This is a genomic window from Rufibacter sp. JT3400010 (assembly GCF_054956755.1).
In genome coordinates, this window is record NZ_JBUDXA010000011.1 from 1 (window position 1) to 26,335 (window position 26,335).

Consider the following 26,335-nt stretch of genomic DNA (forward strand, 5'->3'; position numbering starts at 1 on the left):
CTGATTTGCAAACTTCAGCTCATTTTAGGTCCAAGTTGAAAACTTGAACCATATCAACTTTTAGAACTTAACGGCCCTGCTTCGAAGGGGGAGTTTCTGCTTTAGAGGGCAGGAACCCATTGCTACATTCCCCTTTCCAGTCTTTCCCGAGCGCGCCTCGCTTTTGGCCCTGCAAAGGCAAGACTAAGCGCAGAGGACACTGCAGGCCGAAAGGGCAGTGCGCGAGGGGAAGACGGGGCCTCGCGGCCGTGAGCGCACAGAGGGAAACCATGCAACAACAAAGCATAAGGGCACCGCATCATACACCCGCTACACCAGCAACAGGCAAACTGCGTGCACAAACAAATACAAAGTAACAACCGGGCCACGCCAAGGAAACAGCAAACGACATGCCCCACAAACGCACCTCTTTTCTTTACCTAAAGGTTCTTTATAACACAAAACTATCAAACCATAATCATTATTGATTTGATAGATAAAAACAAACCCCGCACCTTTAGGGTATACTTCAGCAGAAAGTGAGTTAAAACGAGCCCAAAAAGCTTTTCTTGCTTCTTCTGGCGAGTAGCCCTAAAGTCATGCGCAATTATTAAACCTCCTTGAGGTAGAAGCGTTTATATAGTTAACATCCCTAAATCCCATTCATCTATGGAAAAAGATCAAAATAAAGCCAACGGACAAGCCGGAAGCAATGGCCAGGAGAGCCAGAACCTCACCACGCGCCAGGGCCATCCGGTTACCGACAACCAGAACATCCGGACGGTGGGGAACCGTGGTCCCGCTACGTTGGAGAACTACCACTTCATTGAGAAGATCAGCCACTTTGACCGGGAGCGCGTCCCAGAACGCGTGGTACACGCTAGAGGAGCCGGGGCGCACGGTGTTTTTGAGGCATACGGAAAAGTAGGTGATGAGCCAATTGCCAAATACACCCGCGCCAAGCTGTTCCAGGAAAAAGGAAAGAAAACCGATGTATTTGTGCGTTTCTCTACCGTAGGCCACGGCGGGCACTCCCCGGAAACGCTGCGTGACCCACGCGGTTTCGCCGTTAAATTCTACACTGAAGACGGAAACTGGGATTTAGTTGGAAACAACCTGAAGATCTTTTTCATTAGAGATGCCATGAAATTTCCAGATCTGATTCACTCGCAGAAGCCAGATCCGGTAACCAACATCCAAAGCGGCGAGCGTATTTTTGACTTTATCGCCAATACGCCAGAAGCTACCCACATGGCTACATTCCTGTTTTCGCCGTGGGGCATTCCGGCCAACTACCGCCAGATGCAAGGCTCCGGCGTGAACACCTACAAATGGGTGAACGCCGAGGGCGAAGCGGTGCTGGTGAAATACCACTGGGAACCACTGCAAGGCATCCGCAATTTAACACAAGCCGAGGCACAGGAAATCCAGGGCAAGAACTTCAACCACGCTACCCAAGACCTGTTTGAGGCCATTAAAGAAGGAAACTTCCCAGAGTGGGAGCTTTGCGTGCAGATCATGAGCGATGACGAGCACCCAGAACTAGACTTCGACCCGCTGGATGACACTAAATTATGGCCAGTAGAGCAGTTCCCGTTCCTGCCAGTAGGTAAAATGACCTTGAACCGCAACCCGGTTGATTATTTCAACGAGGTAGAGCAGTCAGCGTTTGGAACTGGGGTTCTGGTTGACGGTCTGGAGTTCTCAGATGACAAAATGCTGCAGGGTCGTACTTTCTCTTACTCAGATACCCAACGGTACAGAGTAGGTGCCAACTACCTGCAACTGCCTATCAACGCACCTAAAGCCCGAGTGGCCACCAACCAAAGAGGCGGCCAGATGTCCTTCCACTCTGATTTCGGAGACGGCCAAAACCCGCACATCAACTATGAGCCTTCTACCTTGGGTAACATCAAAGAAGCGCCAAAAGCCGGAAAAGAGTACCAACCTCGCTACGAAGCCAATCTGGTTCGTCAGAAAATTGACCGCACCAATGACTTCAAGCAAGCCGGGGAGACGTACCGCAACTTCCAGGACTGGGAGCGCGATGATTTGATCACCAATCTGGTCAATACCCTGGCTACTGCCGATAAGCGGATTCAGGACAAGATGATTGAGCACTTCACCCTGGCAGATGAAGATTATGGCCGCAGAGTAGCCGAAGGTCTGGCGAAAACCACCAAATCTCAGGACGATAAAGGCCCAAGCGGCGCCATTTCTCCGCAGGAAGGCGTAGACCAGGCCAAAGAAGTGTCGCATCCGGCAGATCCCTATTAATTGTTTAGTTGTTTTTTAATTCACAGGTAAGAAATGCCGCCTCTTTGGGGTGGCATTTCTGTTTTCAGGCCGTTTTCACAAAATGACACAGAAAACCCGCTCCCGCTTCATTCCGCTCCACTTTCCTGGTTTCTGCTTTCTTTGTAAATAGAAGCCCAGAAACCCAGTTATCTTTTCCTATGCAAAAAGAAGACCTACTTGCCACCCAGTCCAGAATTGTGCCTTTCATTCACCGCACCCCGGTGCTTACCTCCCGCTTGCTCAATGAAATAGCCGGAGCAGAACTGTTCTTTAAGTGTGAGAACTTCCAACGCATGGGCGCTTTCAAAATGCGGGGCGCCATGAACGCCGTGCTGCAACTTTCAGAAGAACAGAAAGCAAAGGGTGTGGTCACGCATTCGTCCGGTAACTTCGCGCAGGCGTTGGCCTTGGCGGCGCAAAGCATTGGCGTGAAAGCCTACATTGTCATGCCTGAGAATGCACCGCAGGTGAAAAAAGATGCTGTGCGGGGGTACGGTGGTGAAATCATTGAGAGTGCCTCTACACCCATGGCGCGGGAGGAAGTGGCCGCGCAGGTTGAAAAAGAAACGGGCGCGTTCTTCATCCATCCGTCTAATGATAGGGAAGTTATTCTGGGGCAGGGCACCGCGGCGCTGGAACTGTTGGAAAACCATCCCGATTTACGTTACCTTTTTTCGCCCGTGGGCGGAGGTGGCCTGATTGGCGGTACCGCGTTGGCAGCCCACTTTTTCGGGAATAACTGCCAAGTGATAGGCGGAGAACCTTTTGAAGCCGATGACGCCTACCGTTCGCTGCTCAGCGGACAGATAGAAAGCAATGACAGCACCAACACCCTCGCAGACGGACTCAGAACCCAGCTGGGCGACATCAACTTTCCTATTATTCAGCAATATGTAGCGAAAATCATCAGGGTAGAGGAAAGCGAAATCACGGCGGCCCTGCGGCTTATCTGGGAGCGCATGAAAATAATTGTGGAACCTTCCAGCGCCGTCGCGTTGGCCGCCTTACTACGAGACAAATCTGATTACGCCGGTCAAAAGGTGGGCGTGATTCTGTCGGGCGGCAACGTAGATGTCACCAAACTTCCGTTTTAGGGCTGTTTTGGTAAAGCAGGCGTAAAAGAGAACGTGCCTGAGAAGAGACTTGCCACAGACATGGTTTCCTGGAGAACAGCACTTGAAAGCCAACCCCTTACCATCTACGGAAAGGATAAGCCCAAAAGCAACCATATCTTCACAGCCAACTTCCCGTATTTGAAAGTTCACACCTCATCCACTATACCATTAATTATAAGACTATGATAGAAACCAAGGGATACGCTGCTTTTGACCCCAACTCCCCATTAGCGCCCTTCAACTTTGAACGCCGTGACGTAGGTCCGCATGATGTCTTGATTGAAATCCTGTTCTGCGGAGTTTGCCACTCAGACCTACACACCGCTAAAGGCGAATGGGGCGGTGCCCTGTACCCCGTAGTACCAGGCCACGAGATTGTAGGCCGAATTGTGAAAGTTGGCGACCACGTTAAGAAATTCAGCGTGGGCGAAATGGCGGGCGTAGGCTGTATGGTAGGTTCCTGCCAGTCTTGCCCCAGCTGCAATGACGGGCTGGAACAATACTGCGAGCAAGGCTTCATTGGCACCTACAACAGCCCTGAACCGGGCCTGGAAACGCCTACCTACGGTGGTTACTCCAACCAGATTGTAGTGTCTGAAGACTTCGTGCTGAGAATTCAGGAAAATCAGGATTTGGCCCGCGTGGCTCCTTTGCTGTGCGCCGGTATCACTACTTTCTCTCCGCTGCGCCACTGGGGCGTGGGCCAAGGCCACAAAGTGGGCGTAGTAGGCTTGGGCGGACTGGGCCACATGGCGGTGAAATTGGCGGCTTCCATGGGCGCCGAAGTAACCGTTCTGAGTACCTCACCTAACAAAGAAGCCGATGCGCAGGCTTTGGGCGCTCACAAATTTGTAGTCACCAAAGACCCAGAGGCTTTAAAGCAAGTGAGCGGCTATTTTGACTTTATCATCAACACCGTATCGGCGAAGGTAAGTCTGGACATGTACGCCAGTCTGCTGCGCCGCGACGGAACCATGATTCTGCTGGGCGTTCCGCCCGAAGCTCCTGAATTGCACGCGGGTACCCTTATTTTCGGTCGCCGCAGCATTGCCGGTTCTTTGATCGGTGGCATCGCCGAAACCCAGGAAATGTTGGATTACTGCGCCGAGCACAACATTCTGTCTGATATTGAGGTCATCAACATCAACCAGATCAACACGGCCTATGACCGTATGTTGGCCGGCGACGTGAAGTACCGTTTTGTGATAGACATGGCTAGTCTGGAAAATACCAGTGCCTAACCTATTTCTATCCCTTCAAAACAGGAGCGCCCACCTAGAAAGGTGGGCGCTCCTGTTTTGAAGGGATTTCTCTGAAAACAATGCCAAAACGAAAGCCTATAGCACAGACATTAGCTGAATGGCATTACTTGCCTTAGGCGCCAGTAACAAGGTAGTATCATCTTTGGAGAGAGAAGTTCTCACCACCGGATTTCCTCTGGACAACGAGCTATGCCTGTCCTTTTCCAAATCATAGACCTTTAGGTTAGAGATACCGGCATTTGATTGGTAAATGATTTTGTTGCTGTTATGGAAAAACGAAATACCGCTGGCGTAATCTCCGGAGCCGCTTTTCTTCACTGCCTTGACTTGCTTGAAATCTGGAATGTGGTAAATGCGCATGATGTCATCTGCTTGCCCAAAACCCACCACTAAGTACTTATCATCTCTGCTGATGGCCAGGTCTGTGGGCGTGGCGTAATTGGTTTTGAAAACCTTGAGCAGTTGCCCATCCTTAGCGGAGTAAACCGAAATACGGCTGGAGAACCAAGTATAGAAACGGTCGCCTTTGTGGTTAAACAGAATTCTGGACTCCCTGGCTGCGTAGCGGGGTTGGCCCACTTTGGTCCAGGAATCAGCAGCATAGATTTGAATTTCACTGTTTTGCAGCAGCACCACCAAGCGGTTACCAGACAAGGCAACTTCTCTGACCTGCGCAGGCAGACCTTCAATGGTTTTCACCAGGCTGAGATCATTTGCCCGCAGTATTTTAATGGACTTCTCCTCACCCCCGGTGATAATGTATTTACCGTCACTAGAGTAGGCACAAGCCAACGCAGTACCCTCGTGCACTTGTTTATAGCTCACCGGAAAGGTCTGGGAAACGTCCCACAGGTACACCGCGCCTTTGTTCCCCACAGAAACAAGCCTATTCCCCTCTGGTGAGAAATCTGCATCCTGAAACTTCAGGTCTTCTTCGTGTTTCAGCAAGACAAGAGGTTTAAGCTTCGTCTGACCAAAGGAAACCTGGGCAAAGAAACAAAAGCATAGTAAAAAGAAAGCGCTTCTATTCATTCTCAAGAAAGGAAAATAAATCAATTTTAATTCAACAAAGTGCAAAAATATAAAATAATATTGCAATATACATGCCAGTATTCGGCATAGGTTCTTTGTTGCTTAAACGCGCACCTTTCATAGTATTAGTACAGAAGCAGTTACATATTTTCTTACGCTAAAATATTTCTGGAGACAGTTGAACCATCGTATTTATGAGAGGCTATTTTTACACTTTAACGGCAAGCATGGGCAATACGCCTCTTCTCTAGCCTACTTGCTCTCAGCCAATTACCTTAGAAATTCAACATAGCCGCGTACACACCCCTTACTACTTCGGTCATTCTGGCAAAGTCAAGTTTGTCTATGGTATCTGATTTCTGGTGGTAATGGGGGTTCCGCAGAAAGGAGGTGTCATTGATCATGACGGCCTGGTAGCCTTGTTCCCAGTAGTTGCGGTGGTCTGAAAGGGAGACGCCCGGCAACCCCGGCGGCGCGGCAATGGACTGGACATCTACCCTGGAATGTTCTTTCATGAATTGCTGTACCCGGTTAATGGTACGCTCCTGTCCCATTTTTCCTACCACCACAATGAAATTACCGATGCTGGGATACAGGTTCTTCAGAGACGGGTGCGGAAACTCCTGCGAGTTGGGCTTGTCTGTAAAATACCCGATCATCTCCAGGCAGATCATCAGCTTTACGGCAACTTTGTCTTGCTTCATAGCTTTGGCGTGCACGGCGCTCCCCATTTTCTCGGTGGCAAAATATGGCGGCTCCTCAAAGTTGAAAGCGACAAAATCAATCCTGTGCTTTACTTCGGGCTTTTCCTCATGCAGGGCGCGGGCCAATTCCAACAAACCAGCTACGGCACTGGCGTTGTCGTCGGCGCCGGGAGTATCGCCGCAGGCATCATAATGGGCGCCTACAATCACCCGTTCACCGCCCTCCGGACCATAAGACAAAATTAGGTTCTGAAAGCCCCGGTGCAGTTCCTGCTTGCTTACCCGTCCGCTCAGCTTACAAAATTCTGCTTCAATGTACGCTGCCGCTTTCTTTAGTGACTCCGGGTAGCTGATGCTGCGGGGCGGGTTCAGCGTTGTTAAAAATTGCACATCGGCGTAGAGGCGGTCGCGTTGAATAGGCATGGCAGATAGGGAAGATGGTCTTTGCTTTTTACTACTCCCAGACATTGTGGTTGCTTTTGGCAGAGTAGAATTAATACGGTTTCTGCGCTAGTTTCTACTATATAGAAGTTGAAATGGGTTGCTGTATCAACCCGGGCATGTGCCACCCCGTACGCAGATCGTACTTATCTATAACCATGAAAAAGCTTTTACTACTTCTATCACTTTCCCTCTTTCAATTAGGGGCTTTTGCCCAGCAAACGGAGAACTCAGATCCGGAGTTTGAAACAGACCGTCCCACTCGCACAGAAGCAGCCAGCGTGGTACCCCGCGGTTTTTACCAATTGGAAACCGGCTTTAGATACCAGAAGCAAAAGCAGGATGGAATTGAAAACAAACAATGGCTTTATCCGCAGGCACTACTACGTATTGGCGTTTTAAAATCTGCCGAATTCAGGGTAGAAGCCACTTTTCGCCGCGAAGATTACCGGATGGGTGAAAGTCTGCTACAACAGGAAAAAGGGCTGAGTACCGTACGCGTGGGCACGAAGATAAACTTTGTAGAGGCCCAGGGTGCCGTCCCTCAGATCTCCTTACTAGCTATGCTGGAATTACCCTGGGGTGCCGATGCCTTTGAACCCAGAAAAGTAGCCCCAGAAGTAATGGTCCTGTTTTCAAACGAACTCTCAGACAAGCTAAAGCTCCAGTACAATGCGGGCTTTCAGCGCGAGATGGGAGACGAAGGGATGGAAAACCAGCTCCAATACTCGGCCACGTTTAGCGGAAAGGTAAGTGAGAAAATTACACTGGCAGCAGAATTCTTCAGCGAAAAACCCAAAGGCAGTCCCGCCGAAAATCAGATAGACGGCAGCATTCAATACATGGTATTGCCCAACCTGCAACTAGACACCATTGTAGGAACTGGCGTTTCCTCCCAAGCTCCCGAAATGTTTGTTGGCGGCGGAATCAGCTTCCGGTTACCTCGATAGCCGTCCATTTCTTTATAGAAGACCAGCCCGGCTTGCAGTCTTTCAAACTTTAAGCCGGGCTGATCTGTTTAGAAGATGTTTTTAGAAAACAGGGCTGAAACAGACGGTGCTAGACATTTTGCTTTTCACTATACTCATAAGTTACGCCCTCGCTCGCCTCTGGCGAGTGTGAGCTACTTGCGGCCTATGCCCGCGTGATGTTATCTGTTAATTATATTCTAAGCGGCGGGACGCCGCGGGTAGCTCACACTCGCCAGAGGCGAGCGAGGGAATAATTCACTCCAAATTTTGTTATTAATAAACTCGGCTAAACTTTTAGTGCTTAGACTTAAGCGTAATAATCACCACGGCGGCTACCAGCAGAAAGGCCGCAATGATCGTTTGGCCGGTCACTATCTCATGGGCGAAGGCCCAGCCCAGCAGCACCGCAATAACCGGATTGACGTAAGCGTACGTGGAAACCTGCGCGGGAGGCGCTACTCTAGTCAGCCAGCTATACGCCGAGAACGCAATCAATGACCCAAACACCACCAGGTAGCTTAAAGCCAGCCAGGAGCGTTGGCTTACGGCAGACCACTGGGTAGTTTGCCATTCGCCCGCCGCAGTACCGGCTAACAGTAACAAGCCGCCGCCGCACAGCATTTGCATGCCCGTGGTGAGCACTGGCGAAGAAGGCAAAGTTGCCCGGGACGAAAAAAGAGAGCCCCAGGCCCAGGCTCCCGCAGATAAAAAGATGGCGGTGCTGGCCAGTAAATCAACGCCGCCCTCCAATTCCCAGGGGCTTACCAGCACCATCATACCTATGGCACCCAACACAAGGCCTAGCATCACGCCGTTGGAAGGAGCTCTTTTAGACTTGCCCAGCCATTGCAGAACCACTACCCACAACGGCTCTGTGGTGACCAACAAGGCTGCTATGCCAGAAGCCACCCGCTGCTCAGCCCACACCACGGCTCCATTCCCAATCAATAAGAGCAAACCGCCAATGATGGCCGTATTACGCCAATGCAGGCCCGAGGGCGCTTTCTCGCCGCGCAAACGAGCCCACGTAAATAAAATAGCGCCCGCCAATAAAAACCGAAGCCCGGCCATTAAGAAAGGCGGCAAAGTTTCTATGGCAAAGGCGATGGCCAGGTATGTGGAGCCCCATATAATGTAAATCGCGGCAAAGGCCGCGATTTTAAGCCATCCGGTAGCCGGAGCACTGGAAGATGTAGGGGTGTTCATGTGGATTAATCAGCGTCTGCGTGGAGCACCAGCAGCGGCAATTTGGTTTGATACGTTAGTTTCTCTGAAAGGCTCATCCCAAACAGATCTTTGAAAAAGCTTCGGCGCTTTTTCAGGATGGCCAGCATATTGCTTTGGGTATGGCTCAGAAACTCTTTAAGGCCCGTCTCTTTATCAGAGTGTTCCACTTCCTGAAAATGGATAGGGAAATTGCTGAACTGGTTTCGTAGCATCTGGATAAACTCCTGGGCATGGCTGCCGCCATCTGCCCCGGCTTTGTTGGTGATGTGCACTACTTCCACCTCTGCCTGAAAGACGCGCGCCAATTCCAAAACCTGAGCTAATGCGCGCGTGTCTTCGGGTTGGTAATCTGAGGCGTACACAATGCGGTGGAGTTCCGGCACAGTTGCATTGGCCGGAATAGCCAAAACCGGGCATTTTAACTGTGAAATAACGCTTTCTGTGTTGCTGCCAATCAGAATCTCTTCCAGCGTATTGCCGCCACCCGTAGTGCCCAAGACCACAAAATCATATCCTTCCTCCTTCACCAGGCGCTCTACGGCATCGGCTAGAAACGCTTCCTGCACTTTGGTGTCAATGGACACAGAGGCACCGCCTTCGCCAAAGGCGGTTTGCAAGTGCAGAGAAAGAGAATGGAGTTTATCTGAAGTGATGCGGCGTTGCTCGTCCAACACCTGACTGGCCATGAGGGCAGATTCGGTGGTGTCCATCATGGGCAAATGCAAGACGTGAAGCAGCGTAAGCGAAGCACCGGTACGCTGAGCTATTTGTGCGGCATATTCGGCCGCTTTGTTAGATGTCTTGGAGAAATCAACGGGGCAAACAATCTTTTTCATAGGATGCAAGGCTAGAGAATGGTTCAAATCTGAACATGCGTATTACCTTACAAAACGTGAATATAGCAAATGGGTTATACTTTCCTGAAAAGGAAACCTCCCCTATTTAGGATGTGTTTCAGAGAGCCAGGCATCTGCATCTTCCAGGCTGTCAAAAATATTAAGCGGCATTTTGCTTTCCTCGGCAATGGCCACAATCACCTGATTGATTTCGTTTTTTGGGTCATGCACCTCTGCCACCTGTGAAATTCCGGCCTTTATGGTCATTTTCTGAGCATCAATGTGCAGTTGACGTACCGATGGTGCGTACTCTTCTAACACCCTGCTGTCTGTTAAGATTGAGAAACCTGGCTTTACCAAATCTAACGCTTCCTTCAGATGTACTAAATAGAAAGGCACCTCTTCTGGCTTGTTCCAGGAGCCTAGAAGGTTTAGGTAGATTCTATTCTTCTCCCTTTCCACTTTCAAGTGGTATAAGGGAGTTTGGGCGATTATAACCATGGGAGCATCAAACATTTCTGCAGAAGCACCACTATCAGGATGGGGGATACCGGAGAGGGGCAATTAAACTATTTTGTTTATACAAAGATAGAAAACATTTCATAACACAGCAATAACAACACAGAATTTTATCATTTCACTGATTGAAATCTTTTACTTCTGCCCAGGTCCACCGTTTTCTAGGAGCTACTCCATAAAATGTATTTTGCAAATAATTTAGCACTGTCTCCAAGAATGAATCTCTGCGAATGGAAGAAGAAACAATGGTTCTTTCAGTGGGGTTGCCGTACCGTTGGACTTTGCTCAACCTTTCTCCTTGCAACCGCAGCAAAGGGCCGGTGTCGGTCACGCCATCGGCTACCCAGCTGCAACCAGACTCCTCCATAGAAGTAAGAAGTTGGGCCAAAGGCCGCAAATTGGGGCGAGGGAGTGTAGTCCGGCTTTCCAGGTCTACCCAGGTGGTGTACTTACATTCTACTTCGTAACGATTTTGGGCGTAGCAGGAAACCACAATGTCATACCCAGTCGTAGGACCGAACAACGCATAATAATGAACAGGATTTGGGGTTTCTATAACAACCAAACCCAAACCATTATTGTGAATTATTTTAGAATCAATACCATGTATTTGGCCATACCCTCTCAATACCTCATTAAATTCCGCTTGCCACACTTGTTGAAATAATGCAGTATTTAGAATCACTTTTTCAAAAGAATCAATAAAGTATAAGAATTTAGGGATAGAGGCAATTACCTCATTTTCTTCCAGATCTTCGGCCCCGAACGGAGGATAAAACCTGGCCTTTTCTTCGGCATTTATCCAGCAAACCAGCTTTAGGGCTTCTTTGGCGAAAGGAGCCTCTAAATCCAACTCCCTGAAATCTCCGATGATGGCCATTTGCCGCAAAGTTTCTTCATGTTGCAACGCCAGCTCTGGGTTCAGGAGCGCCCACACACCTACAAACGCATCTATGTCAAAGTGGTTGGCCGTCACGAACCGGTACTTCTGCAGATCTGGCCAACCTTGTTTGATCGCCTGGAGTACCATGCCGGCACTGGTATCTTCCCGAAGTTCTACCGGGGTAGGCGCTTCCCGCCAGTGCGACAGCACTAATCCATTGGGGTGAAAACTGTCTACCACCACGGCGGGCTGTTCTTTTATCTGCGGAAAAGGGAGATATGTAAATTGGTTCATAAGAGAGAAATGGCGAGCGGGGGTTAACGTAAGCGGTTGTTGCTTTAAACAACCAGTATTCTAAATTAGGTATTTGGAGACCGATTTGGCAAAAACAGCCTGAAAAGACGAACTTATAAATTACTTCCTTTTCCCACGCCGGTTGGTGATTTTATCTAGCCGTTTGGTGCGCACCCACTGCAGGTATTTCTGAAGCCCTTCAGCAGCCCGTAACGCCGGAATGGAATTTTACAACACGGCCAACTCTTTGTTAGTAAAGGTGAGATGAACCGTACTGTGGCAAGGCTGGCACAAGGGAGCCGTGGGCCCGTGCCGACCTCCCTCCTCTCTAGGTATAAGGTGATGCAAGGTGGTGAACCCTACTTCCCGTTCACACAGCGCACATAGCGGGTCTGCGCTCTCTTCCTTCTTCCTGATTCTTTTAGCCATACTACGTTCTGGTTCCTTCAGCGCTGCTACGTTCTACCGGCTTCAGTCTAGAGGTTAAACGTCCCATTGGTTTAGATAGTAATGCAAATGTTCCTTCCAGAAAGGCGGTTCTGAGAACTCATGCCCTACCCTTCCACTTTCCCCATCAGCCGCAGGCGTAACTTCAAAGTAAACAAAGGGCTGTTGTGCAACCTGACCTCCGATATGTTTACGCACATCCTGGTCTTTGTGACGATGATGCTGCTAGTATCATAACGTAAAGACGGTGAGTTAATGCGGAAATATGGGTTCTAAGCTGAACAGGAGGCTAAGGTAGTTTCAGGGTTGTTTTAGGAAATTCGGCTTGAAAAGACAGTAAGCAAAACACAAGGATTAACATTGCTGCTTTCCTCTTTAGACCAGTCTAATAGATGCGCATCAGCTTACGTCAAGAAACTGAGCTTCGCGCTAAAAGTGTGAGTAAGTTCTGATTTGGGCTTTTTTTAAGTAAGTGGGCTTTAAACAATCTACGTTCATGCAGAAAGCACCTCCCGCACAAGAATTAGCTTTCCTTTAAATAACCTCCTAGTGTCCTCAGGCCTACGAGTGCCTCACCCTACTCTACCTCCTCGGGTTGAAGGAGGAAACCGTCTTTCATGGTGAGCTTGCGATCAGCCATGTCTGCTAAAACGGGGTTGTGGGTGACGAGCACGAAGGTCTGACCCAAATCCTCGCGGAGTTTGAAGAAGATCTGGTGGAGTTCCTCGGCGTTTTTGGAGTCCAGGTTCCCGCTGGGTTCATCGGCAAAGATGAGTTTGGGCGAGTTGATGAGAGCTCTGGCCACGGCGGTACGTTGTTGTTCGCCGCCGCTCATCTCAGAAGGTTTGTGGTGCACCCTTTCGCCTAAACCTAGCATCTGCAACAGTTCTCGGGCGCGGGTCTCCACTTCTTTTTCGGGCCTGTCTGCTAAAAAACCGGGCAAGCACACATTTTCCAAAGCAGAGAACTCAGGCAGCAGGTTATGAAACTGAAAGATGAAGCCAATGTTGCGGTTCCGGAAACGGGCCACCTCTTTGTTGCTCATCCCCGATATTTTCTGTCCGTGCAGGTACACGTCCCCGGCATCAGGCGCGTCTAAGGTACCTAACAGATGCAGCAGCGTACTTTTGCCTGCCCCAGAAGCACCTACTATAGACACCACTTCGGCTTCGCCGATGGTAAGGTCAATTCCTTTTAATACCGGAAGCTTTCCGTAAGACTTAAACAGCCCGCGGGCCTCCAACAAAACTGGTTTCTCTATACTCATGGTTTCTACAAAAGAAGCGGAAGCATGCGGCATTTGCAAATTGTTCCCTTGTTTGCCTAAAACGGAGCAATCCATTTAAAGTTAACCGTAGCGGCGTTACACCGTAACGCCGTGGTAGAGGTCCCCAAAATCGCTGCCTTTGCCCCATTAACCGTACCCGTAGAAAAGGTGCTGTTTCAAACGAAGCATGTGGGTAGGAAACCAGCATTGCCCTGTAGCACCACGGGGTTACAGTGTAACGCCGCTACACCTGGCTTAAACTATCTTAACTTTTTACGGTAAAAAATGACTCAGGACTTGCGACTCAGAACTCAGGACTGACCACATCGTGGTCTTTGTTTTGAAAAGAACCTTGAAAACCTTACTTTCGTGCACCTAAAAACATCAACCTAACCTCATGAATATACACGAGTACCAGGCGAAAGACATTCTGAAACGCTACGGCGTAAGAATTCAGGAAGGCATAGTGGCCGAAACCCCTGAAGAGGCGGTAGCAGCAGCGAAGCGTTTAACCGAGGAAACCGGCACTGGCTGGCACGTTATCAAAGCCCAGATTCATGCGGGCGGTCGCGGTAAAGGCGGCGGGGTGAAATTGGCCAAAAACCTGGAGCAGGTGAAAGAGATTGCGGGCCAAATCATTGGCATGCAGTTGGTAACGCACCAGACTGGTCCAGAAGGAAAGAAAGTGAACAAGGTATTGGTAGCGCAGGATGTATATTATCCTGGCGACTCTGAGCCGAAAGAATACTACGTATCTATCTTATTAGACCGCGCCAAAGGCCAGAACGTGATCATGGCGTCTACCGAAGGTGGGATGGATATTGAAGAAGTAGCCGAGCACACGCCAGAGAAAATCTTCAAAGAGTGGATTGATCCAGCGGTAGGTCTTCGTCCGTTCCAAGCCAACAAAATTGCATTTGCTTTCGGGTTGCAAGGCGAGGCGTTCAAGGAATTCACCAAGTTCCTGACCAACTTGTACAAGGCGTATCTAGAGACAGATGCTTCGATGTTTGAGATCAACCCGGTGTTGAAGACCTCAGACAATAAAATATTGGCCGTAGACGGTAAAGTAGACTTAGACGACAATGCGCTGTTCCGTCACAAAGACTTGGCTGACCTGCGCGACATTGCCGAGGAAGATCCATTGGAAGTAGAAGCTAGCAAAAGCAACCTGAACTATGTAAAGCTGGACGGTAACGTAGGCTGTATGGTGAACGGTGCTGGTCTAGCCATGGCTACCATGGACATCATCAAGCTTTCTGGCGGTGAGCCGGCTAACTTCCTGGACGTAGGAGGTGGAGCGAACGCGCAAACCGTAGAAGCTGGTTTCCGCCTGATTCTGCAAGATCCTAACGTAAAAGCCATCCTGATCAACATCTTCGGGGGTATTGTACGTTGCGACCGTGTTGCCAACGGTGTGGTAGAAGCTTACAAGAACATCGGGGACATCAATGTGCCCATCATTGTACGTCTACAAGGAACCAATGCCGAGGAAGGTGCCCGCATCATTGACGAGTCTGGCCTGAAAGTATTCTCTGCCGTTCTCTTGAAAGATGCCGCTCAGAAAGTGAAAGAAGTTTTAGCAACTGCCTAAGCTTTATACATCATACCAGAAAAAGCCTTCTCAGAAATGGGAAGGCTTTTTTTGTTTTAAGGCTATTTGTTTAAAAACAGCCGATGAACGGCATTTACGTAGACACTACTAGATCTGAAGACGCTACGAGGTCTTAGGAATGGTCAGTATTGCGGTTAGAAACAGAATCCAGCCTTACCTCTTCCAAAGAGGGGAATATGCTTTTGTCTTTATGGCTCACGGAAGTTGCAAACTTCCGGTCATGTTAGGTCCAAGTCAAAGACATGAACCATGTACAGAGGAGAAAGGAACGCGTGTGATCGGCAGGTGTAAACATCCCCCTTCGCCCCCTTCAAAGGGGGAATCTCTGCTTTAGAGAAGCAGAAGTCCATTACTACTTTCCCCTACACATTGCCAGTTCCAGTCTTTCCCGAGCGCGCCTCGCTTTTGGCCCAAAAAGGCTTTAGCTAAGCGCAAAGGACAATGCAGGCCAAAAGGGCAGTGCGAGAGGGGAAGACGGGGCCTCGCGGCCGTGAGCGCTTACCGGAAAAGATGAAACAACAAAGCACTTGCACCCACGCTAAAAGCAGAAAAGCCAAGGGAAGTATATAAGGCATGCACAAACTACTACCCACGCAAAAGCAGCCAATCCAAGGAAACAGCAAACTACCTGCACCCTAGCAACCTCAAAATAAAAAAAAGTATCTATTAAACGGCAGCGCACTGCTGATGCAAAAGCCTAAAATGAATCAATACCTGATTAGAAAAGGCAAACGGTTCCTCCTACCCAATCAAAATCACTGTTGTAACGAACGCCAATCATCTTTCCCCGGCTTAACCTAGCCAAATTAATAGCCAACGTAGGTTTTTCATCACCGTCCGGCCACAGGTACATGAGCCGGATTTCGCATTTCACCAAACCATCTGGGGCTTGGATCACGGGTTCATAGGTGACTTTTTCCTGGAGAACCCAGTTTTCGGGGTCTTTTACAGAATGAAGGTCAGATTCAGAAACATCAATGATCACGCCCTGACCGGCGAAGGAGAAAAGGGGTTTTAAGACGTAGTCTGAAAGGTTGGAGGGCAAAGTTTTTACCTCTGATAGGAAAGCAGTGTGGGGCACAAATTCGCTCTCCAGAAAAGGCATGGTGTACTTGCTGATGCGGTAAAACCAGTTGGGGTGCCCTACCCATTCAATCTGATCTGAGGTTAAGAGGTCAGGCACGTTTTTAAAAGCTTCTTCCCTGTTTTCTACCTCGTCAAAGATTAAGCGGTTATAGATTTTTTTGACGGGGTAATCTACGCCGTCTTTGATGTAGAAGAACTGATTCTCTACTTGTTTCAGCTCCTCCAAGCCCACAATCTCAATACCCAAGTAGCGGGCAGTGACAAAGAAGTCGATGGCTGTTTTCTGCTCCCTGGCATTGATGTCCAGCAGAATCACCTCTTCGGGTTGGTGCTGTCCTATAATAGTCCGGCGAAGCAAATCTAAATACTGCTCCTCACTTTGGTCTTGAAAATAGGGCGACAGATGACGGGTAACCGGGAAGTGGATTTGGTACTGTTTCGCTAATTCGGCCTGAAAACCATACAGGGACGGGAAGCCTTGCAGTTCAATGAGCTTAGGAGTTAATTCTCCGTTCGCGTCACGGCAGACGGCAAAGTCAAACGTAAGAAAATGAGGCCGCTCATTTTCATGAGCGGTCCTCCATTCCTGCGGAATTGACTTCTCTGTAATCTGCTTAAAATCTTTTCTGAGGATGGTGCTGACCAAATCATCTCCGGCCGCCATCAGCTTCTGTTTAAAGGTTTGATCTATGAAAACAGGGGTTTCGGCCACCCTGAACCCCAATGGAGTACCTTGTTGCCTATCTAGTTCCGCCAGTAAATGCTGGTACGCTTCCTGCGTAAAGGCGGCGTTAAACTTCTCCCTGATTTCTTTGATCATACCTCTTGGATCTGCATACTTTTAATGGCATTCTGGAGAAACGTGGGGATAACTTCTTTTCTAGTCAGCTCCAATTCTACCGGGTTCTCCAGCAACTCAATCATGTCATTGTACTTCTTCTCGCCGTGGGCATTGATGATGCGCTGCTTGTTTTCTTCCTCTAACAAGAAAGTTCGCAAGCCAATAGGATCGGCCTCGGGGTGAAATTGGGTGCCCAGAAAATATTCATTAAACCTGATGGCCATCATGCAGCGCTCCAGGTTCACGTGGGTACGTTCTTTCTCAATGGCCAACAGCTTCGCTCCTACTTTTTTGAACTGCTCTTCATCTGGTTCAATTACTTGCCAGTCCCGCGAATCTACGGCGTAGAAGGTCTCGTCTGTGCCGCTGAAGATATCTTCCTGGTCCCAGTACTCGGTTTTGTAGATAGGGAAAATGCCGTAAGAAGTAGATCTTCTCTTGACAACTTTCCCTAACTGGTACTTTCTGCACAATAACTGGAAAGAGTGGCAGATAAAGAAACCATGCTTTTTGTCTGACCGGCTAGGGTCATTGTTAATGGCTTCTAACTCATCCAAGAAGGCAAAATACTTGTTTTCCCATGCAGAGCCTTCGCTTTCCGTTGGACTTCCCGGTCCGCCGGTAGAGATGTAGATATCATAACTGGTGTCTGGCAATTCGCCTTTCCCCCTTACATCAAAAGCGTCATAGGTTAAATCAACGGCATTATTCTTTCTGAACTTCTTTAATATATCCTTGATGCACTTCATCCCCTGGTTGGAATGACCATCATACATATCAAGGATGGCAACTTTTATAGACATTGTGGTGGAGTAAACGTTAAATCCAAAGATACTAATTGCACTTTTCATTTGAAAGTACAAAAACAGAACACATCAAGAAATTGTGCTCGCTGTGCCTTATACGTCAACGCCCTGTAAAGTTTGCGACGTAATGTAATCTACTACATCTGCAAAGCTTTGGTTTTTACTATATACCTCCAATTGCCGGTCGGCGCCGGTGCCGTGCTCCAGAATCTGGTGCACGTAATTGATTTCATCCCGGCTGCCTAATTCGTCCACCACATCGTCAATAAAATCCAGCAATTCCAGCACCAGGGAACGGGTATTCACTTCCGCTTCCCGCCCGAAGTCAATCATCTTACCATCAATGCCATAACGGGCCGCCCGCCACTTGTTTTCGTTGATGAGTGCCCGGCTGTAGGTGATGAATTTCAGGTTCTGCATTCTCAATTTGTACAGTTTGGCACAGATTGCCTGAAAAATGGCCGTAAACGCCATGGTCTCATTCACCAGCATGGGGCAGTCGCAGATCCGGAACTCAATGGTGTCAAAGAACGGGTGCACGCGCACGTCCCACCAGATCTTCTTGGCGTTATCTATGCAGTTGGTTTTCACCAACAGCTTGATATAACTGTCATATTCCTCTATGCTAGTGAAATAATCTGGAATACCGGTTCTTGGAAATTTATCAAATACTTTTGTCCTGAAAGATTTATAACCCGTGTTCCGGCCTTCCCAGAAAGGCGAATTGGTGGACAAGGCGTACACGTGCGGCAAAAAGTACCGGACCCCGTTAGCAATGTGCATAGCCATTTCTCTGCTCTGGAAGCCTACGTGCACGTGCAACCCAAAAATTAAGTTAGAACGGGCCGCTTCCTGCAGCTCATTGACAATGTCAAAGTAGCGCGGATGGTCGGTAATTAATTGATGTTGCCAATGCGAGAAAGGGTGCGTACCGGCTGCCCCGATACGCAATCCTAATTCGCCGGCCAGAGTGGCTACGGTTTTCCGCAGTTTGATCACCTCGGCCCGAGCTTCATCTGTGTTTCGGCAAATGCTGGTACCCACCTCCACTACCGCCTGGTGCATCTCTGCTTTCACCTGGTCTTCGTGTATTTTTTGAGCAGCATCTACAATCTTCTGATCATGAGAGGTAAGTTCCCTGGTTACCGGGTCTACCACCATAAACTCCTCTTCTACTCCCAGTGTGAATTCATTCATAACGCACGAGATATGTTGGATAACTTAGCTAAGCTTCTTTGCTCTTGGCTTTCTGGCTGGTTTGGCAGGTGCCTCTGTGATAGCCGCTGGTGTTGCTGCACCTACTGAAGCCTGGTCACCTAACAAAGAAGTTTTGGCTGCGCCCGTAGTCACAAATTTGCCCCAGGTAAGATTATCTGCCTCCGGCCGGTGGTTTCTGGCCCGCTCAATGGCGTAGTTGGCGGCAGTTTCCACTACCCACTCAAAGTTTTCTTCGCCCACGCTGGTTAATTCTGCGTCTGGTGCCGGGTTGCAGAAGTCAATGGCGTACGGCACCCCGTCTCTGATGGCAAACTCCACAGTATTGAAGTCATAACCCAGGTACTGGTTCAGCTTGATGACGTAATCACGCACCTGGTCCAGAATCTCTTTAGAAGCCGGGGCTTTGCCGTGCTCGTAGCGCAAATGATGCGGGTTGCGGGGCTCATATTGCATAATGCGCACGTGCTCGCCGCCAATGCAGTAGCACCGGAAATAATCATCAAAAATGATTTCCTCCTGCAACATCATGACAAGTTGGCCGGTCTGGTTATACTTATCAAAAAAGTCTTGGGCATCATGCAGTTTATAGACATCGCGCCAGCCGCCGCCATCAAACGGTTTCATGTACGCCGGGAAACCTACGTAATTGAAAATACCGTCCCAGTCCAGTGGGAAACTCAGGTTCCGGAAAGAGTCACCGGTGGTATCATCGGGCATTTGGCAGGAAGGCAATAAAACCGTTTTTGGTACCGGCACGCCCAATCTCACGGCCAAAGAGTTGTTGAAGAACTTCTCATCTGCGCTCCACCAGAAAGGGTTGTTGATAACAGCAGTACCCGCCATGGCGGCGTTCTTGAGCATGGCCCGGTAAAAAGGCACGCTCTGCGAGATACGGTCTACAATTACATCATACCCAGGTCCTTCTGACTGAATCACCTTGTCAATGCGTACGAATTCTGCCGTAATGTCTCCTCCTCCTTTTTGGTTGATGCGGTCCACAAAGGCTTGCGGGAAAGTTTTTTCCTGTCCGAATAAGATTCCTATTTTTTTCATAGTGGTTGTTGTTTGCGTTAGATCTGAGATAAATAATGCGGAAACATCTCGCGCCAGACAGCCCAGTCATGGACTGCGTTGGGCCGGACATCAAGCCAATGGGAAATGCCTTTCCCGTGTAAGATTGCAGAGAACACAAGGTTAGATTCTTTGCAGATATCTTGGTCAGAAGTGCCCAAAATGATCTTTAACTGCCATAAAGCCGGGTCTGTGGCATGGCGTACAAAATCTATGGGGTTGTTATAGTAGGCGTCATCATTGAAGAAGCCATCCAGTTGGCCGCGTATGTCAAAGGCCCCGCTCATGCTGAAAAGGTGGCTTACCCGGTCTGGGTGTTTGAAGGCGAAGTTGGCCGCGTGGTACCCGCCAAAACTACAACCCGCCACGCACACTTTGGCCTGACCCGTCTCCTGCATGGCCCAGGGTGCCAGTTCTTGGTACAACATTTGATCATACGCCATATGGGTTCTGACCCGGTCTGCGGGATGTATCTCTTTGTTGTACCAGCTTTGCTTGTCAACGGAGTCAATGCAATAGATTTTCACCAGCCCTTCATTGATAAACCAGGCGGCAGCGTCAATGAGCTTGAAATCTTTGTTTTCATGATACCTGCCCATGGACGTGGGAAAGAGAATAACGGGGTATCCTCTGTCGCCGTAGACCAACATTTCCATGTCTCGGCTTAATTGCTGCGAATACCATTTATGATACTGTTCTATCATGGGCCTCAGTATTAATTCTGTATGGTTACGTTGTATCTTTCCATTAGGATATTCCAAAAAGGGTACTATTGTTAAAAATATTCCGAGATTTGGAAAGTATTTATCACCAGTGCCTTCGTTTCAGTTTGTAACAAATACTTTTTTAAATATAATGCTTTTAGAATACATCGCAACTGATGTGCGTATCAGAACGGAAGAGTTGACGGTAACATCAGAATTTTTAAACCGAGAAGTGGAATGCGTGCTGTACCTACCCGACATGGACGGTGTGGTAGAGCCTCTGCATCTGCTTCTGGTAAATGACGGACAAGACCTTGCCACCATGCAGTATGACCAGATCCTGCAGCCGCTTTATAAAAGGAAACAAATCAACCCCATCTTAACCGTCGGCATCAAAGCCGGTGAGCGCACCAAAGAATTCGGGATTTCTGGCGTGGCAGATTACAAGGGCAGAGGGGCCGAGGCCGAAAATTACCGGCAGTTTGTGGTACAGGAGCTTTTGCCTGCCATTTACGAGAAAACCAGCATCTATGAGTTCGCCACTACGTCTATCATTGGGTTCTCCCTAGGTGCTGTTTCCGCCTTTGACATTGCCTGGCGCCACCCCGATATTTTCTCTACCGTGGGCGCCTTCTCGGGTGCTTTCTGGTGGCGTAAAAAAGAAGCCAAGAAAGAATCTCCAGACAAACACCGAATCACCCATAAACTGGTAAGCTCCACCCAGGAAAAACCCGAGCTCAAATTCTGGTTTGAGGCCGGCACCCAGGACGAAAAATCTGACCGGAACCAGAACGGCATCATTGACTCCATTGATGACACCACCAGCCTCATTCTGGAGCTTTACAAAAAAGGCTACAAAAAAGGAGAAGAGGTGAAGTACTATGAACTCATAGGTGGTCGTCATGACCTGCCTACCTGGGCCAGAATGATCCCTTGCTTCCTGTTCTGGGCCTTCGGCCGATAGCCAATACATTGTTCAGGCCTCAGCTTATTTGCAGCCCAGAACAATACTGATTACATAAAAAGAGAGCATCCAGGTACCTCCCTCGGATGCTCTCTTTTTATATACTGGCAATAAGAACGGGAGCCCCGTAGTAGAGCTCCCGTTTTTGCCTTTATTTCCAGAAATCTGCTTGAAAACAGCTACCGCTGATTAGTCCAGCACATTCAGTTGCACGTCTATGTTACCGCGGGTTCCTACAGAATAAGGGCATACCTCATGGGCCTGCTTCACCAGTTCTTCGGCTTTGGCTCTGTCTACGCCGTCTACTTTCACGTCTAACTGCACTGAAAGTCCGTAGCCCCCGTCATCCAACATATCCAGCCCCACATGGGCGGTGACTGTGGAGTTCTCGTCTAGTCTAATCTGCTGTTTGCTGGCCACCAACTGCAAGGCGCTCTGGAAACAAGCCGAATAACCCGCCGCAAACAATTGCTCTGGGTTAGTCGCCCCGCCTTTGCCGCCTAAGCCCTCGGGCAGACGCACGGGCATGTCAATGATTCCGTCTGATGATTTTACCTGACCGTTGCGGCCTCCGGTAGCGGTCACTTCCGCCGTGTAAACTCTTTTCATAGTCGCTTAAGTTGTGTTGAACAGTGTCTACCTCTCTAAACTGTTTCAAGCCGAAAATGTTAGGCCCGACTTGTATTCCTTTCCCGTTTACGCCCCTTTTTGTGTAAACAGCCAAAAAACGCTGCAAGCGACTTTCATTCTTGGTTCCCATTCCCTACATTTGCCCTCGCAATACCGGGCCGCGTAGTACAACGGATAGTATTGGAGTTTCCGAAGCTCTCGATTCAGGTTCGATTCCTGACGCGGCCACATTACCTCAAAAGCCCTCTCTGCTGGATGCAGAGAGGGCTTTTTGCTTTTGCTATTAATAGGTTGGTCTTGAGCTTTACGGCATCATTTAGATGTTTACTTAAATATAAATATTTGGCAGAAAAAGAGTAGCTAAAGTATAGCCAATCGGTATATTCTCTATTTTCATTCCTTTGGTCTATATAATATACCACAACCAAATAATTAACCGCTTTTATAGAAAGCTCACTTGCTTCTATAAAGACAAAGTGGGTTATGATAACAGATAAAGCAATTTTAGCATATGCAGCAAGCAACTACTTCATTGACGAATAAAAGTTTACCTAACTCAAAACAATGCAATTCTAAACCATAAGGATTGCAGACAAGAATAAAAAGTTAAAATTTAGAGCCTTGGTGCTTTAAAAATGCGCGCAGCAATTAACAAATCCTGTATATTCGCAGCAAAAATCTATAAAGTAAACCTTGTATGGTGATTCATAGCGGTATCGTCACTCTAGATTATAGCCCTACCGAAGATATTCTGATTGCTTTCATGCCCGACGTCAAACAGTTCGGCATGTCTGAGGCAAACTATTGCCTAGATATAATTATTGACAGCATCAAAGCTTATGACATCAAGCGCTTAATGCTTGATTCCAGAGAGTCTTTGGTGGAGGTGGAGGAAGAGGCCTACAAAGTAGTGACCAAAAAGTTCGCCTCAGATTTGATGGGCACGCGGTTGAAGAAGATAGCCCGCGTTCTGCCTAAAGATGTGAAGAGAGAAGGCAAATCTGCCAAGATTGCGAAAGACCTGAACTTACCGGTACAGTTTCAGAGTTTCAGCTGCCCGTTAGCTGCGATTACGTGGCTTAAAGACTCACAATCAGAATAGCTGTTTTACTTTACCAAATCTGGAAAGCTCCCTGGAAAGCCGTTTTCATAGGAAGCTAATCATTACGCGCCTTGCAACAATTTATAGGCAAAAGCATTTCCGGCCACAGTAGTGCAATAGACGTCAATCTGCCACTTTCATAAAAGCCCTCTCTGCTTGATGCAGAGAGGGCTTTTTGCTTTTCAAAGGTGTTAGTTTGTATTGCGTCTTTTGTATATCTTGTTGAGGAACTACTTTTTTTTGTCTTTTCTGTAAAAGCAGACAAAATTAGATTCAAAACCTTGTAAAGAAAACATACTCTCCATCAATATGAAGAACCAGTTAGACCTTAAATCACTTATAATCGGATTTTTAAGCGCCGCCTTATTGATCATGGTTTTCAGTTTTAAAAACAGCAGCAACGGACAGGCAGGCAGATACCAGACGGAAGTTGGAGAAAAAGGGGTTATTGTGTTGGATGTGGAGACAGGGGCCTATATTATTAACGGGGACTTGAGCAATATGGGGTGGCGTAAGGGAGATTTCGAGAATACCCACAAAGTAAGCAAAGATAATCTAGCGAAATAACTACTACCATTACACCATCTTACGTCTGACTTGGGGCGAAAACAAAAAAACAAGACCAACTAAACCTGCAATAAGAACCTTACACCTACATTACTTCCGTTTTAACCAAAATACATGAAAAACATTCTTCTGGCGGGTCTCCTATTGGCTGTCTCTCCTATTATTAGCTATGCTCAGGCACCAAACACCTCAACTACAATTCAGGACACCACCCGCATTTACACGGAAGGAGAGGTAGATCAAGCACCCATCTTCACAAAAAAAGCCTCTAAACCTGGATTTAGCGCCTTGGGGCAATTCACGGCTGAAAGGTTCAGGATTCCGGCTAATGCTGTTAGAGCGCGCGTGCACGGCGAGACGCTTTGCAGCTTTGTGGTAGATGCGCAAGGAAACATATCTGATTTGAAAATTGTAAAGTCAATCCACCCAGAAATTGATGCCGAAGCACTACGCGTTATTCGCTTGACCAAAGACCATTGGAAACCAGGAATGAAAAATAATGCGGCTGTAGCCACGCTTATGACTTGCCCTTTCAGGGTAGTTACACATTAGCAATACTAACCAATGCCGAAAAGCAGCCTTATCGCTTTTCACAAAATCCTGACCGCTATTCTGCTTTTCTCTATATTTTAGAAAGAGCGAGATTCTACCAAAACCTGTCTTTTGACGTACAGGAATTCCAACCTACCAAAACGTTATGGAAGAAAACAACACCGCACTGCTCAGTATCAAGGAATTGCTGGCCCAACTGGAATTCCAGCCCGAAAACCCTCTGGATTCCGCAGAGGCTTTCCGGATTTTTACCCAGGCAAAACAGGCCTTGCAGGAATTAGCCGAAAATGGGGATACCAAAGTAAAAGGACAGGTTAAAAAGACAATCAAGGAACTGGACAAAGCTGAGAATTTAGTCAGGATGAGCACCACGTTGGTGGGCGGCAGAATTGCGTTTACGGCCTTGTCAGAATTTCTAAAGAAAACGGAAGGCACCACTTCTTAAGGCACTTCACCGGCACGTTGCACCCGTTTACTCATGCCCTAAAAATTTAGGCGGGTGAAGCAACTTTTCTGTTTTTAAGCGGTTTAACACCAACACCCTAAGCAGCGTGGCCCTACAGAAGATGCAATCGACAGCCGTTTACATTCAGCGACTAAAGGATCTTTCCCTGGAGTTAGAGGCATGCACAGACGAAGGGATGGTGGCGTATGCTTTTTCCCTGGCGGCAATCAAAGAAGCCCGGGAGCTGATCTTTCATTTTCTAGACCAATCTGAGTTCGGGTATAGTGCTCAGCGAATAGCCTATCTGACCAACATTCTGGAACTAGCCCGGAAACAGATTGAAGCCGGCGGCATTCAGGAAGGGCTTTGGTTCGGCAAATCAGCAATCACTTTCTTTTTGGAGGGCACTTCTGTCAGCAATCCCTAAGCTTCCTCCAGCAACAAACAACTGAAACATTCCTTTTCCCTTCTCCTCCGTTAATGGTCCATTTTTAGAAAACCAGTGCAGAAAAAGGAAAAACTCTCTACTAACTTAGGTAGCCAAATCAGTTTCAGCCTTACCATGTTGATAACTTTGTTAGCAATCACTACTTATCCACCTTCCTGGACAGGAGAAACAGACCAAAACTTTTCTAAGCAGTTTAGCAATATTATAAGATCTGTGTCTATTTGCGGTACTAATCTTGTCTGATGGATAAAATTTGTCTTCACACAACCATTCAGAAAGAGTTAAACATCTCAGTAAGTATATTTTTCAACTCGCATCTATATCTTACTTTCTTAAGTACAATAAATATTCAAATCACACCCCTGCTTACTTTATAACTCCTCTAACAATTCAATATAATTATTTCCAAACCACTATTCTAACTTAAAAATAATTTGAAAAATATTTCATGATAAACTCAAGGCCAGAAGTAAACATATCTTCTGCCACGCAGTGCAATTCAAAGAAGGCGACAAGACTTTCCTGATTAGGAATCAGACTTTTACCCAGCCTTTAAAAACATCATTTTTTAAGCTTTAAAGCAGTTTTTTAGATCAATAGATTACATGAACTCTCTTCCTACAACTCGTTTTCAGCATACACCCTCAACTATCCTCCTCACTATAATCCATCTTTAAATATGCATTGGTTAGCAACTATTCAACCAAGAACCGCTTGGTCAGAGTGGTAAAAAAATATTTGTTGCGAATCAGGCGTGTTGTATTTATTGTACTTTTAGGTATCTTGTTGCAGCAAAAGACAAATCAATTCAGTTTTTTAGGGTAAAGTACAACTTACAACAAATGCAATTATCAGCCACTTTCTAAAGAAACAGGAACAAACTGTATCAGAATTGCATTTACAGCCTTAACTAACATTTGAGCACCAGTACAGAAATATAGCATAACATAGAAATACGGGCACTATTGCCATCTAAAACTTAATGAAGCTTATAAGAAGAAATTTTACATT

General features: G+C 47.7%; 26 protein-coding genes and 1 tRNA gene. 13 read left to right on the forward strand and 14 right to left on the reverse strand.

The features are described from left to right. Positions 1-648: 648 nt before the first annotated feature. The 3 genes from ACY0JR_RS11960 (at position 649) to ACY0JR_RS11970 (ending at position 4,633) form a co-directional block, all read left to right on the forward strand. Positions 649-2,256, forward strand: coding sequence for a catalase (locus ACY0JR_RS11960; protein ID WP_462634326.1), 1,608 nt, complete (start codon positions 649-651; stop codon positions 2,254-2,256). A gap of 179 nt (positions 2,257-2,435) precedes the next feature. Continuing rightward, complete coding sequence (locus ACY0JR_RS11965; protein ID WP_462634327.1) at positions 2,436-3,371, forward strand: pyridoxal-phosphate dependent enzyme; 936 nt, start codon at positions 2,436-2,438, stop codon at positions 3,369-3,371. Between the two features lie 203 nt (positions 3,372-3,574). Beyond that, positions 3,575-4,633 carry an NAD(P)-dependent alcohol dehydrogenase gene (locus ACY0JR_RS11970; protein ID WP_462634328.1) on the forward strand — a complete coding sequence of 353 codons (1,059 nt, stop codon included), beginning with the start codon at positions 3,575-3,577 and terminating at the stop codon, positions 4,631-4,633. A gap of 96 nt (positions 4,634-4,729) precedes the next feature. Here ACY0JR_RS11970 and ACY0JR_RS11975 read toward each other — a convergent pair whose 3' ends face one another. Together ACY0JR_RS11975 and ACY0JR_RS11980 are read right to left on the reverse strand one after the other, a co-directional pair. Then, positions 4,730-5,602 (reverse strand): WD40 repeat domain-containing protein, encoded by an 873-nt coding sequence (locus tag ACY0JR_RS11975; protein ID WP_462634329.1) that lies wholly within the window; start codon positions 5,600-5,602, stop codon positions 4,730-4,732. Positions 5,603-5,961: 359 nt separating this feature from the next. Further along, on the reverse strand, positions 5,962-6,813 hold the full coding sequence (locus tag ACY0JR_RS11980) for a M28 family peptidase (protein WP_462634330.1): 852 nt from the start codon (positions 6,811-6,813) through the stop codon (positions 5,962-5,964). 176 nt (positions 6,814-6,989) lie between these two features. Between ACY0JR_RS11980 and ACY0JR_RS11985 the strand changes: the two genes are divergently transcribed. Further along, positions 6,990-7,781 (forward strand): transporter, encoded by a 792-nt coding sequence (locus tag ACY0JR_RS11985; protein ID WP_462634331.1) that lies wholly within the window; start codon positions 6,990-6,992, stop codon positions 7,779-7,781. A 315-nt stretch (positions 7,782-8,096) separates the two neighbouring features. Here the strand turns inward: ACY0JR_RS11985 and ACY0JR_RS11990 are convergent, their stop codons facing one another. The 5 genes from ACY0JR_RS11990 to ACY0JR_RS12010 all read right to left on the reverse strand — a co-directional run bounded on the left by ACY0JR_RS11990 (position 8,097) and on the right by ACY0JR_RS12010 (position 11,990). Further along, a complete protein-coding gene (locus ACY0JR_RS11990; RefSeq protein WP_462634332.1) occupies positions 8,097-9,008 on the reverse strand; it encodes an EamA family transporter in 912 nt (303 codons plus the stop codon). Between the two features lie 5 nt (positions 9,009-9,013). Next, positions 9,014-9,865: a universal stress protein gene (locus ACY0JR_RS11995; RefSeq protein WP_462634333.1), complete on the reverse strand. Its 852-nt coding sequence runs from the start codon at positions 9,863-9,865 to the stop codon at positions 9,014-9,016. A gap of 102 nt (positions 9,866-9,967) precedes the next feature. Beyond that, positions 9,968-10,366: a hypothetical protein gene (locus tag ACY0JR_RS12000; protein ID WP_462634334.1), complete on the reverse strand. Its 399-nt coding sequence runs from the start codon at positions 10,364-10,366 to the stop codon at positions 9,968-9,970. 136 nt (positions 10,367-10,502) lie between these two features. After that, positions 10,503-11,561 (reverse strand): DUF6687 family protein, encoded by a 1,059-nt coding sequence (locus ACY0JR_RS12005; RefSeq protein ID WP_462634335.1) that lies wholly within the window; start codon positions 11,559-11,561, stop codon positions 10,503-10,505. A 228-nt stretch (positions 11,562-11,789) separates the two neighbouring features. After that, positions 11,790-11,990 carry an HNH endonuclease gene (locus ACY0JR_RS12010; RefSeq protein ID WP_462634336.1) on the reverse strand — a complete coding sequence of 67 codons (201 nt, stop codon included), beginning with the start codon at positions 11,988-11,990 and terminating at the stop codon, positions 11,790-11,792. 120 nt (positions 11,991-12,110) lie between these two features. Between ACY0JR_RS12010 and ACY0JR_RS12015 the strand changes: the two genes are divergently transcribed. Then, positions 12,111-12,245 (forward strand): hypothetical protein, encoded by a 135-nt coding sequence (locus tag ACY0JR_RS12015; RefSeq protein ID WP_462634337.1) that lies wholly within the window; start codon positions 12,111-12,113, stop codon positions 12,243-12,245. 340 nt (positions 12,246-12,585) lie between these two features. Here ACY0JR_RS12015 and ACY0JR_RS12020 read toward each other — a convergent pair whose 3' ends face one another. Further along, on the reverse strand, positions 12,586-13,275 hold the full coding sequence (locus tag ACY0JR_RS12020) for an ABC transporter ATP-binding protein (RefSeq protein WP_462634338.1): 690 nt from the start codon (positions 13,273-13,275) through the stop codon (positions 12,586-12,588). A gap of 397 nt (positions 13,276-13,672) precedes the next feature. Here ACY0JR_RS12020 and sucC point away from each other — a divergent pair, with 397 nt between their 5' ends. Continuing rightward, positions 13,673-14,869, forward strand: a complete 1,197-nt coding sequence (gene sucC / locus ACY0JR_RS12025) for an ADP-forming succinate--CoA ligase subunit beta (RefSeq protein WP_462634339.1) — start codon at positions 13,673-13,675, stop codon at positions 14,867-14,869. A gap of 739 nt (positions 14,870-15,608) precedes the next feature. Here sucC and ACY0JR_RS12030 read toward each other — a convergent pair. The 5 genes from ACY0JR_RS12030 to ACY0JR_RS12050 form a co-directional block, all read right to left on the reverse strand. Beyond that, a complete protein-coding gene (locus ACY0JR_RS12030) occupies positions 15,609-16,796 on the reverse strand; it encodes a hypothetical protein (protein ID WP_462634340.1) in 1,188 nt (395 codons plus the stop codon). Further along, complete coding sequence (locus ACY0JR_RS12035) at positions 16,793-17,620, reverse strand: type 1 glutamine amidotransferase (protein WP_462634341.1); 828 nt, start codon at positions 17,618-17,620, stop codon at positions 16,793-16,795. The genes ACY0JR_RS12030 and ACY0JR_RS12035 overlap by 4 nt, the downstream gene beginning before the upstream one ends. Positions 17,621-17,716: 96 nt before the next feature. Next, positions 17,717-18,820 (reverse strand): carboxylate-amine ligase, encoded by a 1,104-nt coding sequence (locus tag ACY0JR_RS12040; protein ID WP_462634342.1) that lies wholly within the window; start codon positions 18,818-18,820, stop codon positions 17,717-17,719. Between the two features lie 24 nt (positions 18,821-18,844). Further along, positions 18,845-19,894, reverse strand: a complete 1,050-nt coding sequence (locus ACY0JR_RS12045) for an ATP-grasp domain-containing protein (RefSeq protein WP_462634343.1) — start codon at positions 19,892-19,894, stop codon at positions 18,845-18,847. A gap of 17 nt (positions 19,895-19,911) precedes the next feature. After that, positions 19,912-20,616 (reverse strand): esterase family protein, encoded by a 705-nt coding sequence (locus tag ACY0JR_RS12050; RefSeq protein ID WP_462634344.1) that lies wholly within the window; start codon positions 20,614-20,616, stop codon positions 19,912-19,914. Positions 20,617-20,767: 151 nt separating this feature from the next. Here ACY0JR_RS12050 and ACY0JR_RS12055 point away from each other — a divergent pair, with 151 nt between their 5' ends. Further along, positions 20,768-21,580, forward strand: a complete 813-nt coding sequence (locus ACY0JR_RS12055) for an alpha/beta hydrolase (protein ID WP_462634345.1) — start codon at positions 20,768-20,770, stop codon at positions 21,578-21,580. Between the two features lie 189 nt (positions 21,581-21,769). On the opposite strand, the gene ACY0JR_RS12060 is transcribed toward ACY0JR_RS12055, so the two are convergent. Continuing rightward, entirely contained in the window at positions 21,770-22,189 is a 420-nt protein-coding gene (locus ACY0JR_RS12060; protein ID WP_462634346.1) for an organic hydroperoxide resistance protein, read from the reverse strand. Positions 22,190-22,366: 177 nt separating this feature from the next. On the opposite strand from ACY0JR_RS12060, the gene ACY0JR_RS12065 reads away from it, so the two are divergent. The 6 genes from ACY0JR_RS12065 (at position 22,367) to ACY0JR_RS12090 (ending at position 25,303) form a co-directional block, all read left to right on the forward strand. Next, positions 22,367-22,438: transfer RNA gene (locus tag ACY0JR_RS12065), tRNA-Arg, on the forward strand. A gap of 469 nt (positions 22,439-22,907) precedes the next feature. Further along, positions 22,908-23,312 carry a hypothetical protein gene (locus tag ACY0JR_RS12070; RefSeq protein ID WP_462634347.1) on the forward strand — a complete coding sequence of 135 codons (405 nt, stop codon included), beginning with the start codon at positions 22,908-22,910 and terminating at the stop codon, positions 23,310-23,312. A 309-nt stretch (positions 23,313-23,621) separates the two neighbouring features. Continuing rightward, positions 23,622-23,879, forward strand: coding sequence for a hypothetical protein (locus ACY0JR_RS12075; protein WP_462634348.1), 258 nt, complete (start codon positions 23,622-23,624; stop codon positions 23,877-23,879). A 114-nt stretch (positions 23,880-23,993) separates the two neighbouring features. Further along, positions 23,994-24,431 carry an energy transducer TonB gene (locus ACY0JR_RS12080; protein WP_462634349.1) on the forward strand — a complete coding sequence of 146 codons (438 nt, stop codon included), beginning with the start codon at positions 23,994-23,996 and terminating at the stop codon, positions 24,429-24,431. A 145-nt stretch (positions 24,432-24,576) separates the two neighbouring features. Further along, complete coding sequence (locus ACY0JR_RS12085; RefSeq protein WP_462634350.1) at positions 24,577-24,876, forward strand: hypothetical protein; 300 nt, start codon at positions 24,577-24,579, stop codon at positions 24,874-24,876. A 121-nt stretch (positions 24,877-24,997) separates the two neighbouring features. Then, positions 24,998-25,303: a hypothetical protein gene (locus ACY0JR_RS12090; RefSeq protein WP_462634351.1), complete on the forward strand. Its 306-nt coding sequence runs from the start codon at positions 24,998-25,000 to the stop codon at positions 25,301-25,303. Positions 25,304-26,335 lie beyond the last annotated feature (1,032 nt).

Coding starts and splice junctions, on each gene's coding strand:
- ACY0JR_RS11960 (WP_462634326.1), top strand. CDS start 649: ATGGAAAAAGATCAAAATAAAGCCAACGGACAAGCCGGAAGCAATGGC.
- ACY0JR_RS11965 (WP_462634327.1), top strand. CDS start 2,436: ATGCAAAAAGAAGACCTACTTGCCACCCAGTCCAGAATTGTGCCTTTC.
- ACY0JR_RS11970 (WP_462634328.1), top strand. CDS start 3,575: ATGATAGAAACCAAGGGATACGCTGCTTTTGACCCCAACTCCCCATTA.
- ACY0JR_RS11980 (WP_462634330.1), bottom strand. CDS start 6,813: ATGCCTATTCAACGCGACCGCCTCTACGCCGATGTGCAATTTTTAACA.
- ACY0JR_RS11985 (WP_462634331.1), top strand. CDS start 6,990: ATGAAAAAGCTTTTACTACTTCTATCACTTTCCCTCTTTCAATTAGGG.
- ACY0JR_RS11990 (WP_462634332.1), bottom strand. CDS start 9,008: ATGAACACCCCTACATCTTCCAGTGCTCCGGCTACCGGATGGCTTAAA.
- ACY0JR_RS11995 (WP_462634333.1), bottom strand. CDS start 9,865: ATGAAAAAGATTGTTTGCCCCGTTGATTTCTCCAAGACATCTAACAAA.
- ACY0JR_RS12000 (WP_462634334.1), bottom strand. CDS start 10,366: ATGGTTATAATCGCCCAAACTCCCTTATACCACTTGAAAGTGGAAAGG.
- ACY0JR_RS12005 (WP_462634335.1), bottom strand. CDS start 11,561: ATGAACCAATTTACATATCTCCCTTTTCCGCAGATAAAAGAACAGCCC.
- ACY0JR_RS12010 (WP_462634336.1), bottom strand. CDS start 11,990: ATGGCTAAAAGAATCAGGAAGAAGGAAGAGAGCGCAGACCCGCTATGT.
- ACY0JR_RS12015 (WP_462634337.1), top strand. CDS start 12,111: ATGCCCTACCCTTCCACTTTCCCCATCAGCCGCAGGCGTAACTTCAAA.
- ACY0JR_RS12020 (WP_462634338.1), bottom strand. CDS start 13,275: ATGAGTATAGAGAAACCAGTTTTGTTGGAGGCCCGCGGGCTGTTTAAG.
- sucC (WP_462634339.1), top strand. CDS start 13,673: ATGAATATACACGAGTACCAGGCGAAAGACATTCTGAAACGCTACGGC.
- ACY0JR_RS12030 (WP_462634340.1), bottom strand. CDS start 16,796: ATGATCAAAGAAATCAGGGAGAAGTTTAACGCCGCCTTTACGCAGGAA.
- ACY0JR_RS12035 (WP_462634341.1), bottom strand. CDS start 17,620: ATGTCTATAAAAGTTGCCATCCTTGATATGTATGATGGTCATTCCAAC.
- ACY0JR_RS12040 (WP_462634342.1), bottom strand. CDS start 18,820: ATGAATGAATTCACACTGGGAGTAGAAGAGGAGTTTATGGTGGTAGAC.
- ACY0JR_RS12045 (WP_462634343.1), bottom strand. CDS start 19,894: ATGAAAAAAATAGGAATCTTATTCGGACAGGAAAAAACTTTCCCGCAA.
- ACY0JR_RS12050 (WP_462634344.1), bottom strand. CDS start 20,616: ATGATAGAACAGTATCATAAATGGTATTCGCAGCAATTAAGCCGAGAC.
- ACY0JR_RS12055 (WP_462634345.1), top strand. CDS start 20,768: ATGCTTTTAGAATACATCGCAACTGATGTGCGTATCAGAACGGAAGAG.
- ACY0JR_RS12060 (WP_462634346.1), bottom strand. CDS start 22,189: ATGAAAAGAGTTTACACGGCGGAAGTGACCGCTACCGGAGGCCGCAAC.
- ACY0JR_RS12070 (WP_462634347.1), top strand. CDS start 22,908: ATGGTGATTCATAGCGGTATCGTCACTCTAGATTATAGCCCTACCGAA.
- ACY0JR_RS12075 (WP_462634348.1), top strand. CDS start 23,622: ATGAAGAACCAGTTAGACCTTAAATCACTTATAATCGGATTTTTAAGC.
- ACY0JR_RS12080 (WP_462634349.1), top strand. CDS start 23,994: ATGAAAAACATTCTTCTGGCGGGTCTCCTATTGGCTGTCTCTCCTATT.
- ACY0JR_RS12085 (WP_462634350.1), top strand. CDS start 24,577: ATGGAAGAAAACAACACCGCACTGCTCAGTATCAAGGAATTGCTGGCC.
- ACY0JR_RS12090 (WP_462634351.1), top strand. CDS start 24,998: ATGCAATCGACAGCCGTTTACATTCAGCGACTAAAGGATCTTTCCCTG.